The following is a 15,222-nucleotide window of genomic DNA, read 5'->3' as shown; positions in this document are numbered from 1 at the left end:
CACAAATCAGTATAAATTGCGATATAATAGGTCAATATTTCAAATATTTTGTGCAAGGTGGATAAGGTATGTCAGAAGGTATCGTTAATAACAATCCAAAAAAAGAGCTGTTATTCGCTTTAGGTGGCATTGCCATGTTCTTAGGTATTGTCTTACTTATTGGTGTTTCTGCATTTTTGCGTCCAGCAGGCGAGCATATCACTGCTGAGACGACTGAAGCATCAGCTGCGGCAGATGAAGCAGAAGCCACTGCTACTGAAGAAGAAGCGGCTCCAGCCGATGCAGAAGCTGCGACAACAGAAGAAGCATCAGATGCTACAGCGCCTGATACTGCAGCAGATGCAACCGTAACACCAGTGGCAGATGCAGATAGTGCAGTTGTTACCGCAGAAGCTGGTACCGCAACTGCCTCTGGTACTGTGAGCCAAGCCGCTGTTGCTGATGCTGATTTGACAGCTGAGCAAGCGGATGGTGATGTAGATGCTGGGAATGCTGGCGACGCTACTGATGAGGTCGCAGCACAGTAAGCTGTAGTATGGCTATATAAATGATTTAAAATAGTGCTACTTGATTGTCAGATGAGATGCATTATGAAGCCTGTATCAACAGTGCTATAAGCATAATATCACTGTCCTAGATACCCATAAAAAGAGTCCGTTCTCAACCATTGAGATCGGGCTTTTTTTATGGGTATTTGTGTAATTTTTGACCAATTTTTTCTTTACTTGATTATAGCCAAGTGAAACAATGTTCCGCCTATATGACCGTCCATCTGAATAATCAGGGGTTTGGTCATTACAAATATGATCTTTAAAGGAATAAAGTTATGGGCACAGAAACAAAATCGGGGGCTAGTGCAGCAGAGCTAGAAGCACTAGACAATGGCTTTATGGGACATCCTGCGCCCTTACGCTCATTGTTTTTTACCGAAATGTGGGAGCGATTCTCCTATTATAGTATCCGTCCACTATTAGTTTTATTTATGGTGGCAACAGTGAGCAGTGGCGGTTTTGGCTTCGATGAAGTCACCGCTTCTGCTATTTATGGTATTTTTGCGGGTTCGTTGTACTTAGCAGCAGTACCAGGTGGCTGGTTAGCAGATAACTGGCTAGGTCAAGAGCGTGCGTTGTGGTGGGGCAGTATTATTATTGCCCTTGGTCACTTGTGTATCGCGCTTTCAGCGATGTTCGGTATGACGCTGTTCTTTGTTGGTTTAATCTGTATTGTCTTGGGCTCAGGGTTATTTAAGACCTGTATCTCAGTGATGGTTGGCGCCTTGTACCCCAAAGGCGACTCTCGCCGTGATGGCGGTTTTACCTTGTTTTACATGGGTATTAACATCGGTGCGTTACTAGCAGCACTTATCGTTGGCGTATTCAAAGAAAAAGGCATGTGGCATGTCGGCTTTGGCGTTGGTGGTTTGGGTATGCTGGTTTCATTATTGATCTATCGTTTTTTCGCGCAAAAGAACTTAACGCGTTATGCACGTGCTAAAGGTATCTCAGCCGAGTGGGAAAAATCTAACGACCATTACAAAAACATCGGTCGCTGGGTTGGTGGTTTTGTCGCCTTGCTAGTAGCCGCAGTGCTATTAGTGTCTACCGGCATGATATCGTTCAATCCTGAGATGGTTGCAGAGTATATGACGTATATCATTGCTGCGGTGGTCATCTTGTATTTCGCTATTATGTTTATCTCACCACGATTGGATAAGACAGACAAACTACGCTTGCTAATTTGCTTTGTTTTAATCATTGGCTCGACGCTGTTTTGGTCAAGCTTTGAGCAGCAGCCAACGTCTTTTAACTTATTTGCCGATCGTTATACTGATCTGAATGTTTTAGGTTTTGAGATACCGAGTATTTGGTTTCAGTCATTGAACCCTTTATTTATTCTGATCTTAGCTCCCATCATTAGTATTGTTTGGGTCAAGCTTGGTAACCGAGGTCTTGAGCCTAGCAGTATGGCTAAGTTTGCACTCGGTATGCTGCTTGCAGCCGCAGGTTTCGCCTTGATGATTTTTGCCTCAAAAAGCATTTTAGCGCCTGGTGCTGGCTTGGCATCGCCGCTATGGTTGGTAGGTAGTTTATTATTATTGACGCTAGGTGAGTTAGCATTAAGCCCAGTTGGGTTATCTGCCATGACTAAGCTGGCGCCAGAGGGTATGCAAGGCCAAATGATGGGGCTGTTCTTTGCTTCTATCGCTATGGGTAACTTGGTTGCCGCCTTCTTTGGTGGGCATGTATCTGCTGACAAAATCGAAGGCTTACCAGGTCTATTTACTACCATGACCATCTTCTTGGTAGTTACCGCTGTACTACTATTGATACTAGCAAAACCTATTAATAAGATGCTTAAAGAAAGCGAGCGTGAGAAACAATTGGCCAAGCAATAAGATAATCTGATGTACATTTGTGATTAACAACAGCACAAGTGACACATGATGAGACGTGTTACCATTACTGGTAGCACGTTTTATTGTTTTAGTTAGTGGGATATTTGGCACAAGCCATTGAAAGCTTACTATCTGCCCAAACATCTAATGATAGCTCACGATAAACAGCAGTACAGCGTTTTATAAGCCTATATTAATTCAATTTTTTATTCTCAATAAGTAGAAGTAATTACCCAAACAAACATAATTAGATAGCTAAATAAGTAGACTGTTTGCTTGAATAATTGTTATCGATAATAAATATCTTATTAAAACTAAAGCGGTATCAACAACTCAAACAAGACGACTATTAGAACAAGACGATTGTAAATAATCGCGCCAACATCAAATTTTTATAACTTCTATAAGGACACATTCAATGAATAAACAAGCCATTCACGAACGTATTGCTAATTTACGTAGCACTTTAGCCGCGCAAGATCTGACCGCAATCATCGTACCCTCTGCTGATCCACATTTATCTGAATATCTACCAGAGTACTGGCAAGCACGCTTATGGCTGTCAGGGTTTACCGGTTCTGTCGGTACACTTGTTGTGACTGCTGATTTTGCAGGTCTATGGACGGATAGCCGTTATTGGGTACATGCTGCCGACCAGTTAGAAGGCACAGGTATTACTTTAGAAAAGCTTGCGCCAGGTCAGTCAAATCATATCGATTGGCTAGCCGAGCATTTGCAAGAAGGGGATAGCGTAGCAGTAGATGGCAATGTGCTATCTATCGCTGAGCAAGATCGCCTGTTAAATGCTTTTGATGCCCATGACATTACTTTGATCACTGAGCGTGATGTGCTGACAGAGATTTGGACAGATCGTCCAGCACTACCAGCGGCCAAATTATATACTCATGATGAGCAGTTCCTTGCTCAGTCTGCCACCTCAAAGCTGGCTGCAGTACGCGAAGGCATGGCAGAAGCGGGTGCGACCCATCATTTACTTTCAAGCTTAGACGATATCGCTTGGTTGACGAACTTGCGCGGTGCTGATGTTGATTATAATCCGGTATTCTTGTCACACATGTTGATTAATGCCGACAAAGCAACGTTGTTTGTTGATACTGATAAAGTAAGCGAAGATATTGCACAAAGTTTAAAAGACAGCGGTATCACGTTAGCTGATTATTCTGCTGTGCAAGAGGCGTTGAGCGTATTAACGCCAGACGATTTACTACTGTTAGATCCGAGCAAAGTCGCAGTAGGTACACTCTCAAAAATGGCAGATGATGTTGGCTTTATTGAGCAAATGGCGCCTAGTACATTACTCAAATCTGTGAAATCTGATGCAGATATCGATCATGTCCGTGAAGCGATGCGTCAAGACGGTGCTGCTTTGGCTGAGTTTTTTGCCACATTTGAGCAGCGTCTAGCAAACGGCGAGCGCCTAAGTGAGCTAGATGTTGATAGTATGCTGATAGACGTGCGCAGTCGTCAGCCGCATTATGTCTCGCCAAGCTTCCCGACCATCGCAGGCTTTAACGAAAATGGCGCATTACCACATTACCGCGCAACGCCAGAAAAATTCAGCTACCTTGATGTGGCCGAGGGCGAAGGCGGATTGCTACTGATTGACTCAGGCGCACAATATCAAAACGGTACGACTGATATCACCCGCGTAGTCGGTATTGGGCAAGTCACTGCTGAGCATAAACGCGACTTTACGATTGTGCTAAAAGCTCACATTGCGCTAGCTCGTGCGCATTTCCCTGATGGTATCGCCTCACCGTTGATCGATGCTATTTGCCGTGCGCCATTGTGGCAAGCACAGATGGATTATGGTCATGGTACAGGTCACGGCGTTGGTTATTTCTTAAACGTACATGAAGGCCCACAAGTCATCGCCTATAGTGCTAGCACACCAAAAGAGCGAGCGATGAAAGTCGGTATGATTTCAAGTAATGAGCCAGGTCTATACCGCGAAGGAAAATGGGGCATTCGTATCGAGAACTTGGTAGTAAATACGCCAGTTGCTAAGCCTACTGAGACAGAGTTTGGTGATTTCTTAAACTTTGAGACCATCACTTACTGCCCAATTGACACGCGTCTGATTGAGCCGTCACTGTTGGATCAAACCGAGATTGATTGGTTAAATAGCTATCATAGCCAAGTCTTCGCAGAGCTAAAAGATCGTGTTGAAGGTGCAGCGCTTGAATGGTTGACTGAACGTACTAAAGCCATTTAATACCAAGCTCAAAACATTAACTAAAAGTACTAAAAAGCCCCGTAAATGATTTACGGGGCTTTTTAGTGTTTGTTATCTAATACTTACTACTGAGCGACTGTTTCTAACTGTAGGTTTCACACTGAAAAACAATCACTGTTAGTGGATGTTTTTCTTAGCAGCTTCATTATTAGTAGTTGAATCGTTCTGTTCGCTAAAGTGTTGAGTGACCTCAGCACGTAGCCAAGACTTTAGGTTTTCAGACATTAGCATCATTTGCTCACTTAAATAGTCATCGACCTGTGTTTCTAGCTCACGGATTAGCTGTTGATGTGTTGCATCTAGTTTAGCGTCTTTTAAGGCCAAATTAATCGCTGCACTGGCTTTACTATTAATATCTTTAATGTGGTTATCACTAAGCGTATGAGCCTGTTCGCCAATGGCTTTATTGTCAGCATTTTTACTATCGCTAACATTGCTTTCAGTATTTACGACTTCTGATGCCGCTTTTTCAGTCTTTGCACTAGAATTATCAGTAACAAAATCGTCAGTAACAGCGCTATCTGCCACGACTTTATCTGTGTTTGATTTAGCTACGTCGGTAGCAGCCATTTCTTTGTCGTTGTCTGTCTCTAACGCTGCCTGCTCATTTTTTTCTTGTTCTTTTTGAGTCGTTTCTGCCTTGCGTGTGGCTTCTTCTGCTTCTTTTTTCTTCTGCTCGTCTTCTAGTTTTTGTTTTGCAGCGGCTGCGTCTTCTAGATCTTGTTTGTCTGTGATCGCTTTCGCAATGGCTTGCTCTGCATTGTAGTTGTCGTATAGCTCGTCTACATGCGCATCTAAGTCATGGGTATTAAAAGTGAAGTCTTCAAATGAGGTGTCAGATTGCAGCAGAGTAGTGATGTCTTTTAGTTCTTGGGTAATCGCTGCACGTACTGGCTCAGGTGCACACGTCCAGCGTTGATAAAACTGATGGGAAAATGAGTAGCTTGACATGGTATCTTCCATAAATGTTCCAAAAATTACCCCTTATCATACGCAAGTACGATAAGGGGCTGCAAGTGGACAAACGTAGCAAATCTGACACCAACGTTACAACGCATTTATTACCATGCGCTGCGATGTAGATGGATGGCTGTTATTGATTGACAGGCCAGCGAGCAAATACCAATGAGCCATTGGTACCACCAAAGCCAAAGCTGTTAGATACTGCATACTGCAAGTTATCAACTTTGCGTGATTGATTAGCCACATAATCAAGATTACAGTTGTCTTCGACATCGTCTAGATTAATCGTAGGCGGTACATGCTGATGCTGTAGCGCTAGTACTGTAAAGATAGCTTCAACTCCGCCAGCGGCACCAAGTAAGTGACCGGTCATTGACTTGGTTGAGCTGACTAGGATACTGTCTTTTACAGGAGAGAATACAGTTTCGATAGCAATAGACTCAGCCACGTCACCCGCAGGGGTACTGGTACCATGAGCGTTGACATAGCCGACGCTTGATGACTCGATACCAGCATCGTTTAGTGCATTTTGCATCGCTCTTGCCGCACCGCTACCGTCTTCTGGTGGTGCAGTAATATGACTGGCGTCATCGCTCATACCAAACCCGACTAGCTCTGCCAATATCGTTGCACCGCGCGCTTTGGCATGGGCAAGACTTTCTAATACCACCACGCCAGCACCATCACCAAGGACAAACCCGTCACGACCTTTATCAAATGGACGCGAGGCTTTGGTTGGCTCGTCATTGCGCGTAGAGAGTGCATGCATCGCACTAAAGCCAGCTATACCAAGTGGGCTAGAGCCTTTTTCACTACCGCCTGCCAGCATAACGTCGGCATCACCGTAAGCAATCAAACGAGCAGCAAGACCCATAGCATGAGTCGCCGTGGTACAAGCCGTGGATGTCGCAAGGTTTGGACCTTTTAACTTATGCTTAATTGCTACCAGTCCAGCGGCCATATTAACGATAGAGCCTGGGATAATAAAAGGTGAGACTTTGCCGGCGCCTTTTTCGTGTAAGGTATCACGGCTGTTTTCAATCGTTTGGATACCGCCAATACCTGAACCTAAAATGATACCAAAGCGATCTTGGTCGACGCCATGCACAGGTGCATCAGCAGCACTGACTTCATCGATAAAACCAGCGTGCTTGAGTGCCATGGCAGAAGCGGCAACCCCATAATGCATGAACTCATCGTAGCGACGCGCATCTTTGGCATTCATATATTGCTTGGCATCAAAATCTTTGATCACGCCTGCGATTTGCGCACGGTAGCCGGTGGCATCGAAATGCGTAATCGGTGAGATACCACTTTCGCCATTGAGCAATTTGGTCCATGAGCTATCGACGTCTAGACCTAGCGGCGTAATGGCGCCCATACCTGTGACTACCACACGCGTATCATCAGAACGCTCGTAGTGAGGTGGTTTTTGACGCGATTTATGTACAGGTGCTGCAGTCATATTATTTGTGTCATCAGTGGTGGCTTGGTCGATAGGTGAACTACTATTCTGGCTCATGCGATATATCCTATACTTACAGGTCCTAAGAGGATGGCGTTTCAAAAGTCATTATAAAACACATAGGTGCACGTATGTAAACTAAAATTTAACTGGTCAGGCAAAACATACTTGACCCAATACCACGCCTTTATTTGCACCAGTTACCGCTGGTAAATTACCAGTTTCACCCATCAATGTTTGTCTGGCTAACCATGCAAAAGCAACGGCCTCTACCCATGTTGGCGCAAGCCTTAAATGTTCAGTAGTTTTTACTTTGCAATGGGGTAGGTGTGCTTGCAGGCGTGTCATTAAATAGTCATTCAACGCGCCGCCGCCGCAAACATAGACCGAGCTGTTTTTTGAAGGGCTGACAAACATATTGATTTGCGTACTGGCACTGATGGCCGTTAGCTCAGTCAAGGTTGCTTGCACATCGGCTGCTGAATAACTGATATTAGCATTGGCTTGCTCAAAAGCCTGTAGCTCACCCTGCAACCAAGTTAAGTTAAAGTCCTCACGACCTGTGCTTTTTGGATGAGACTGAGCAAAAAACGGATGTGTCAAAAGTTGCTGTAATAATGATTCAATGAGAGTTCCAGACTGCGCCCAAGCGCCACCTGCATCATAGCTATTATCTGTATGCAATGAGGTCCACGCATCCAATAACAAGTTGGCAGGTCCAGTATCGTAGCCAACAACTTGAATTTCTTCACTAGCTGGCAAGACGGTTATATTAGCAATACCGCCTAAGTTCAATAGCACACGGGTACTATCAGGATTGGCAAATAGTGCCTGATGAAACGCAGGTACTAAAGGCGCACCTTGACCACCAACTGCCATGTCACGACGTCGGAAATCACTGACCACACTGATGCCTGTGCGCTCAGCGATAATATTGGCATCGACCAGTTGCAACGTGAATCCCATTTGCGGGCGATGGCGTACGGTTTGTCCATGACAGCCAATCGCCAGTACTGACTCAGGATCGGTATTTAATTGCTGCAATAGGGCATTGACCACTTCACTCGCGAACTCAGCGTACGCGCGACTTGCCCAGCCGAACCAATCCAACTCACTGCTTGGTTCATCGGCCTCTGGTACGAGTTGATTCACGCCATTCGGCTGACACAATGCCAGTAGCACTTCACGCAGACGTGGCGGAAAATCTTGGCTATAGGTCGCAAGCAGTCGCATTGGCGGTTGGGTGCCATCTTCGTTACTCACCTCAGGATTAAACTGACAAAGCACCGTGTCCATACCATCCAAACTGGTGCCAGACATCATGCCGATATATAAGCCATCATCGAAACTTTCAAACACCGTTTGCTCAAGGGCATCAGTTAAGGTGGCATAGTTCGAATTATCAGAGGTCAAATCATCAATATCGTCTGAAGGGTTGTCCAAACCATTATTCATAAGCAAGTCTGCGAGGGCATTATGGTCAGTATCAGCAATCGATGCGGGGTTGGTCATGGCAATTTACCTTAAAAAACGCTAGTATATCCGTCAAATTCTAGCATTTTTTCCAACCTTTTGAGGTTCTAAACTTCCTAAGGTGTTGAGCCAGTAACCGTCATTCATAAAAATCCCAATTAAAGTGATATATAGAGAGCATCATGACCAATCAAACTTACACCCTAGAAGAACAACTGGCCCTTATTCAGCGCGGTACGCAAGAGATATTATCTGAAGATGACTTAGTGGCTAAGCTAAAGCTAAATCGTCCGCTACGTATCAAGGCAGGCTTTGATCCTACCGCACCTGATCTGCATTTAGGTCACACGGTACTGATCAATAAGCTTAAGCATTTTCAAGATTTGGGTCATGAGATTTATTTTTTAATCGGCGATTATACCGCCAAGATTGGTGACCCTTCTGGCAAAAACAGCACACGTCCACCGTTGACCGATGAGCAAATCAAAGCCAACGCAACGACTTATGCTGAGCAAGTATTCAAAATATTGGACAAAGAAAAAACCCGCGTGGTCTTTAACTCTGAGTGGTTCAATGACATGAGCGCCGCTGACATGATTCAGCTTGCCAGTCAGCAAACCGTCTCGCGTATGCTAGAGCGTGATGACTTCTCAAAACGCTATGCATCACAAACGCCTATCTCGATCCATGAGTTTCTTTATCCGTTAGTACAAGGCTACGACTCTATCGCCCTAAAAGCAGACGTTGAGCTTGGTGGTACCGATCAGACCTTTAACTTGCTAATGGGTCGCACGTTGCAAGGGCGCTATGGCCAAGAGCCGCAAGTTTGTATCACTGTGCCAATCTTAGAAGGGCTAGATGGTGTCAATAAAATGTCCAAATCACTGGGCAACTATGTCGCTATCTATGATGCACCAGGTACCATGTATCAAAAAATCCTGTCGATGCCGGACACACTTATCCATCGTTACTTTGAATTTTTAAGCTTTAAGCCAATGGAAGAAGTTGAAAGATTGATGCGCGAAATGGAAGATGGCCGTAATCCGCAAGAAATCAAACGTATCTTAGCCGAAGAATTAATCGAGCGTTTTCATGATGCTGATGCCGCTGCTAATGCGCACAAATCTGCGGGTAACGTTTTAGCAGATGGCGAGCTACCAGTTGACTTGCCAGAAATCATGTTAGATCTAGAAGGGCAAGATGCATTATTTATCACCCAGATATTGAACCAAGCTAAGCTCGCTAAAAACAACTCGGCTGCCAAAGACATGGTAAAACGTGGCGTGGTCAAAGTAGATGGCGAAGTCGTTGATGGTGGCTTTAGTCTAACCTCAGGTCAAACGGTCGTGATTCAAGCAGGTAAAAAGGCTTATGCAAAAGTGACGGTTGGTTAGATAATCTATAAAAATAATTAATAGCGAGGTCGGCAGTAATTGTCGACCTTTTTTATGAAGCGATAGTTAGCAGCCATTTTTAATAGTAGGAGTTTGCTATGACTAAAACCATTCCCCAAGGCATTTACCGCCATTACAAAGGCAGTCTTTATCAAGTGATGCATACCGCACAGCATTCAGAGACCGAAGAGTCACTAGTAGTCTATCGCTGTCTTTACGGTGAGTATGGCGTGTGGGTACGCCCGCTTGCGATGTTCGCTGAGACGGTCACGGTTAATGGTAAAGAAATTCCGCGATTTGAATTGATTAAACCATTAAATGATTAATACTTAGCCAATAATTTAGATTGAATTTAGAACGACCCGTTGAGGTCGTTTTTTTTGTGCATTATCGCAAACTCACAATTAAGCGTTCAGAAACTCTTTCAATACTTTATAAAAACTAACTGGTGTATCCATCGGCACGGCATGGCCTGATGTTGGCAAAATAATACTGTGTGCATTGGGCAGCAGAGTAGTCAAACGCTGTTGCCATTCTGCATTATATAACTGCGAGCGCGCACCAATCAGCAAGGTAGTCGGAATATTGACAGTGGGCAAAACCTCGCGGTAATCGTAGGGCAATGCAACATAAGCCGATAGGCAACGCAGTTTGTGTTGCCAAGTCGCGTGTTCCATTAATGAGATTTTCTGCGGTGCCCGATAACTGAGGGCTTTTACCAATAATTGCGAAGGTTTACTACTGACAGAGAGCAGAGAAAAAGAGCGCTCCATGTCTAATAAATTTACTTTCAATCGATAGGGCAGGTGACGGAAGTCAACCACTTGCTCGGCTTGTAAATAAGGGGCAGTGTCAGTAATCAACCGTGTAAATTGCGCAAACAATTCGGTTTGTCGTGTACCGAATACACCGCCACCTTGCCAGTCTGGCTGATTATGAATAATCGGTGCTTGATCAATGTTCAGATAATGGCTCACGCGCTGAGTACCAAAGCGCTGAAAATACGCCCACATGACCAATGCTCCCATCGATATCGCGGCAACAGGAAAAACCTCAAAGCCGGTTTCTTCGCTCACGTATTCAAATACATCTTGGGTATCTTGTGCATATTGCTCGATAAAATCAAACGTTGGCAGCGTTAGGTTACTGGCCAAACCAAACCCTCTAAAATGAGGCAAGTAAAAGCAGTAGTGCCGAATGAGCGGTAAAATAAATGGCAAAAATTGCCTCGCATCCATACCAAAAGCGTGCATTAATAGGACAGGTTTACCTTTGCCGATGACAGAGACGGGCAGCAACGTTCCATCAGCTGTTTGGACAGTAATGGTCTTTAGCTGGTAGGGAGTAGGAAAGGGTAAGAGGTCTTTTTTCATAGAGTGATATCTCTTTGATTTTTCAAGCTGTCTCGGTCAACTTAGCTAAGAAAGTATGGCGGCAGAATACACAGCTACAAAATAGTTATACCGCGAATAAAAGATTGCTATATTAAAGCTGTCACCTGACCATAGCATAGAATTTGGCTAAAGGTAGAAGTCAACAGTGAGACTATATCAGTGCTATGTAGGGGCTGAAAATTATCGTTGAGGATACAAGTGCATGAGTAGATCGACATTACCATTACTCGATAGTAGTCTATATCCACAAGTATGGCAGCAGCAGACATTTGCCAGTCCGCAAGCGCTTTTACTGTCGATGTTGTCTGCTACTTTGAGTAGGGATGTCACAATTGATGCCAGTGCTTTTACCAAGCAGTTATTAGCAGATGATGTTTATCAAGAATGGATTAATACTACAGTGTTTGGGCGTTATTTGCATCGTAACTTTACCGCATTTTATCAGCAGACAGAAGACAGTTTTAACACAGATATGCCTGCATTGTTCCGACAAGAATTAATACGGCATGCGCAATATTTACCATTAGGTCAGGTATTGTTTTTTGCAGGAGATATGCCCAAAAGTGTACGACAAACTAAGACGTTAACCACTACGGTGAATCCAGCGACTGTAATCATAAATGCTCAGAAAATGACTCAGAATCTGACCCACAAGCTGACCGTGAATAATTCAAGGTTAATTATTAATCAGATAACCATCACTGGTAAGCAAGTATTGGGGTTTGCGATACGTCACAATAAACGTACTAGCGAACGTCTGCGTAACGAAGTGCTGATTTTGGACTTTCAGGATTTGCGTTTGGTCAATGAGCAGACTGTCGAAGACATAAAAAAAAGCAATATAGATGACTCTATATTGCTTCGATCTTATGAACTGCGCTAATAGGTTCGGTGTTGATAAGTGTTATATTGATAATCAACATTGATACTAAAACTAGCCGAGCAGTTAATATTAAGCTTGCTTGGCAATCGTCAATCCATTATAGGTCTGGGCGACTGGCATTACTTCTAGACGGTTGACATTAATATGAGCAGGTGACTCAATTAGCCATAACAAAATATCACCGATATCTTCACCTATCATGGTTTTAAAGCCATCATACACCTTGGCAGCTTTGTCATCGTCACCGTGATAGCGCACGTTTGAAAACTCAGTGCCAGCCACGTTGCCAGGCTCGAGGTTGGTCACGCGTACTTGAGTGCCAATCAGATCCGCTCGCAAGTTTAAGCTAAATTGTTTTACAAACGCTTTCGTCGCGCCATAGACGTTACCACCAAAGTAAGGCCAGCTACCAGCAATCGAGCCGACATTAATGATATAGCCGCTATCGCGAGCGACCATCGCTGGCAAGACTGCATGGGTTAACGCCATCAAGCCTTTAATATTGGTATCAGTCATACGCATCCAGTCATCAAGACTGGCTTTGTGAGCAGGCTCTGCACCGAGTGCCAGCCCTGCATTATTTACCAAGACATCGATTTGCTTAAAATCATCAGGCAAATCAGCAATAATTTGTGGAATAGAAGCTGTATCACTCACATCCATAATCACAGGTAAAAAAGCCTCACCTAAAGTCTCTGCCAAAGCATTCAGTTTATCAAGGCGTCTGGCGCAACCAATCACGCGATGGCCGTTAGCAACCAAACGCTCTGCCAACGCTTTACCAAAACCCGCGCTCGCTCCTGTAATCAATACGTTCATTATCTGTCCTTATTATTGATGCTGTCTGCTGTTGCCATAGTTTTGGTGACGATTTTATTTATCCTAATGCGACTTATCTATTAGATAACTGCTTACCAAATATTTTATCACCAGCATCGCCTAGACCTGGGATGATGTAACCGTGCTCATCTAAATGGCTGTCTAGCGCAGCGGTATAGATAGTCACGTCAGGATGCGCTTCATTTACCAAGCGTACGCCTTCAGGTGCAGCCACCAATACCAATGCTTTAATGTTAGTACAGCCGTTTTTCTTTAGCATCTCAATAGTCGCAACCATTGAGCCGCCCGTGGCTAGCATTGGATCAATGATCAGCGCAGGACGTTTGTCCATATGGCTAACAAACTTTTCAAAGAAAGGAACTGGCTGCAACGTTTCTTCATCACGTTGTAGACCGACCACAGAAATCTTAGCAGTAGGGATCAAGTCGAGCACTCCATCAAGCATGCCGATACCTGCGCGTAAAATCGGTACGATCGTCGCCGTCTTGCCGATGATTTGCTCACCAGTGATTTCGCCACACCAGCCTTCCATTGGGAAAGTTTCGATTTCAAAATCACGGCTTGCTTCATAAGCCATCAAGCGCGCAAGCTCTTTGGTCAATGTACGAAATTTATAAGTACTACAGTCTTTTTCGCGCATAAGGCTGAGTTTATGACGGACTAGTGGATGATCGATTACCGTAATTTTTAAATCGCTGTTTAAGTCACTCATAAGTACTCTCTTGGTTTCTTGTCTGATGCTTGCGCAGTTACTGCGGTTGCTATTAGTATAAAAGATACAAACACTTACCGCACTTTAACCATATCCTTAGCTCATAAATAGTAAAGTTAAATCCTTCACAGTCAAGCTAATTAACTACTTTACGACAGTGCTCATTTATCGCAATGACAATATTTGCGTTCACAGCTGCCATCAAAGCCTAAGCAATTCAGGCTAAGTAAAATGATATCGCGCTGTCTTAAGTCAACTGATTGAACCGACTAAGTTTGACTATATAACGTGATTATAAGTGAGGTAGTGTTTAGACTTGCTATGATACCAAAAAAACCGCTTTTCTGATGAAGAATATCATGACTATAAAAACACCAAGCATTCAAAAAACCACTGATACTGAATCGAAATTGTCTGATAGCAAAGCCACAGAGCTTGAAACCCATCCTTTCGAGCCTGTCTTACCGCCCAATGCCACGGTCATGATGATGGGTACGTTTCCACCGACTGCTGATAAATGGGCGATGAGCTTTCATTATCCCAATTTTTATAATGATATGTGGCGGATATATGGCCGAGTGTTTTTTGACGATGCTGACTACTTTAGAGTAGGCGATGAAAAACGCTTTGACCCTGAGCGTATCCGAGATTTTATGTTTGAACGTGGCATTGCTTCTTGTCCGACAGTAAAGCAGGCGATCCGTGAGACGGGTAATGCTTCGGATAAAAATCTAACAGTAGTCACACCTGTTGATTTAGAGGTTATCTTGCCACAAGTGCCGAAGGTAGCGTCATTGTTTACGACAGGAGGTAAGGCGACCGAAGTGCTACTTGGGTTATTAGATGAGCCAATTGCTAAATCAAAGCATCCGAAAACCAATCAAAGTATGGATTACCCTTATCAATGGCAGAATGCGAATAATAAAAAAACGGATGTTAATGACTTAACCTTATATAGATTACCGTCAACCTCACGTGCCTATCCATTATCGTTGGATAAGAAAGTCGCGGCGTATAAGGCGTTTTTTGAAAAGATGGGTAAGTTATAAAATGGAAATAGAGAAATGGTTGCACTAATAGAAGATAAAGCTCAAAGATAGTAAAAGGTATTTATCTAACAAAGCTAAGCGTTTTTGATGATAGAAAGTATAGTTAAAAGCACATCTATAGTCAGTCTCTAAACCTATTGAAATTAATTAAATCATAACCTATTGAAAAAAATACAGATTTATTCATCTACTAAAATAAGATTAAAAACATTAATAAAACGGGTTGACACAAAAGATAAACCGTCTATAATACGCACCTCATCAAGACGAGCTGGAAGTAGCTTATATGTAGATTACATATAAATAACCCAGTTAACTTGTTGAAACAAATTAAAAAAAGAAGTTGACAGACTATTAAAACATGATATGATGGTCAGCTCGCTAAATAGGATAAGCC

The 15,222-nt window shown here is 43.6% G+C and carries 13 protein-coding genes; 7 read left to right on the top strand and 6 right to left on the bottom strand.

Going from position 1 to position 15,222, the window contains the following annotated elements:
• Positions 1-68 precede the first annotated feature (68 nt).
• From ACIGBM_RS11740 to ACIGBM_RS11730, 3 genes are all read left to right on the top strand, one after another.
• Positions 69-527 (top strand): hypothetical protein, encoded by a 459-nt coding sequence (locus ACIGBM_RS11740; protein ID WP_397477867.1) that lies wholly within the window; start codon positions 69-71, stop codon positions 525-527.
• A gap of 299 nt (positions 528-826) precedes the next feature.
• Positions 827-2,395: a peptide MFS transporter gene (locus ACIGBM_RS11735; RefSeq protein ID WP_397477866.1), complete on the top strand. Its 1,569-nt coding sequence runs from the start codon at positions 827-829 to the stop codon at positions 2,393-2,395.
• Between the two features lie 418 nt (positions 2,396-2,813).
• Positions 2,814-4,631 (top strand): aminopeptidase P family protein, encoded by a 1,818-nt coding sequence (locus tag ACIGBM_RS11730; protein WP_397477865.1) that lies wholly within the window; start codon positions 2,814-2,816, stop codon positions 4,629-4,631.
• 138 nt (positions 4,632-4,769) lie between these two features.
• Here the strand turns inward: ACIGBM_RS11730 and ACIGBM_RS11725 are convergent, their stop codons facing one another.
• The 3 genes from ACIGBM_RS11725 to ACIGBM_RS11715 form a co-directional block, all read right to left on the bottom strand.
• Entirely contained in the window at positions 4,770-5,615 is an 846-nt protein-coding gene (locus tag ACIGBM_RS11725; RefSeq protein ID WP_397477864.1) for a hypothetical protein, read from the bottom strand.
• Positions 5,616-5,745: 130 nt separating this feature from the next.
• Entirely contained in the window at positions 5,746-7,080 is a 1,335-nt protein-coding gene (gene fabF / locus ACIGBM_RS11720) for a beta-ketoacyl-ACP synthase II (RefSeq protein ID WP_397477940.1), read from the bottom strand.
• A 153-nt stretch (positions 7,081-7,233) separates the two neighbouring features.
• Positions 7,234-8,592: an anhydro-N-acetylmuramic acid kinase gene (locus tag ACIGBM_RS11715; protein ID WP_397477863.1), complete on the bottom strand. Its 1,359-nt coding sequence runs from the start codon at positions 8,590-8,592 to the stop codon at positions 7,234-7,236.
• A gap of 143 nt (positions 8,593-8,735) precedes the next feature.
• Here ACIGBM_RS11715 and tyrS point away from each other — a divergent pair, with 143 nt between their 5' ends.
• Both tyrS and ACIGBM_RS11705 read left to right on the top strand, forming a co-directional pair.
• On the top strand, positions 8,736-9,947 hold the full coding sequence (tyrS, locus tag ACIGBM_RS11710; RefSeq protein WP_397477862.1) for a tyrosine--tRNA ligase: 1,212 nt from the start codon (positions 8,736-8,738) through the stop codon (positions 9,945-9,947).
• Positions 9,948-10,045: 98 nt separating this feature from the next.
• A complete protein-coding gene (locus ACIGBM_RS11705) occupies positions 10,046-10,273 on the top strand; it encodes a DUF1653 domain-containing protein (RefSeq protein ID WP_397477861.1) in 228 nt (75 codons plus the stop codon).
• Positions 10,274-10,351: 78 nt separating this feature from the next.
• On the opposite strand, the gene ACIGBM_RS11700 is transcribed toward ACIGBM_RS11705, so the two are convergent.
• Positions 10,352-11,320 carry an alpha/beta fold hydrolase gene (locus tag ACIGBM_RS11700; RefSeq protein ID WP_397477860.1) on the bottom strand — a complete coding sequence of 323 codons (969 nt, stop codon included), beginning with the start codon at positions 11,318-11,320 and terminating at the stop codon, positions 10,352-10,354.
• Positions 11,321-11,543: 223 nt separating this feature from the next.
• Here ACIGBM_RS11700 and ACIGBM_RS11695 point away from each other — a divergent pair, with 223 nt between their 5' ends.
• Positions 11,544-12,224 (top strand): hypothetical protein, encoded by a 681-nt coding sequence (locus ACIGBM_RS11695; RefSeq protein ID WP_397477859.1) that lies wholly within the window; start codon positions 11,544-11,546, stop codon positions 12,222-12,224.
• Between the two features lie 69 nt (positions 12,225-12,293).
• Here the strand turns inward: ACIGBM_RS11695 and ACIGBM_RS11690 are convergent, their stop codons facing one another.
• Both ACIGBM_RS11690 and upp read right to left on the bottom strand, forming a co-directional pair.
• Complete coding sequence (locus tag ACIGBM_RS11690) at positions 12,294-13,043, bottom strand: SDR family NAD(P)-dependent oxidoreductase (RefSeq protein WP_397477858.1); 750 nt, start codon at positions 13,041-13,043, stop codon at positions 12,294-12,296.
• A 73-nt stretch (positions 13,044-13,116) separates the two neighbouring features.
• A complete protein-coding gene (gene upp, locus ACIGBM_RS11685; protein ID WP_057761878.1) occupies positions 13,117-13,776 on the bottom strand; it encodes a uracil phosphoribosyltransferase in 660 nt (219 codons plus the stop codon).
• A 482-nt stretch (positions 13,777-14,258) separates the two neighbouring features.
• Here upp and ACIGBM_RS11680 point away from each other — a divergent pair, with 482 nt between their 5' ends.
• Positions 14,259-14,825, top strand: a complete 567-nt coding sequence (locus tag ACIGBM_RS11680) for a DNA glycosylase (protein ID WP_367179724.1) — start codon at positions 14,259-14,261, stop codon at positions 14,823-14,825.
• Positions 14,826-15,222 lie beyond the last annotated feature (397 nt).

It is taken from the genome of Psychrobacter sp. NPDC077938, assembly GCF_044542635.1.
Taxonomy (GTDB): Bacteria; Pseudomonadota; Gammaproteobacteria; order Pseudomonadales; family Moraxellaceae; genus Psychrobacter.
The sequence above is the reverse complement of the archived record's forward strand: the minus strand, read 5'-3'. Positions and strand labels throughout refer to the sequence as shown.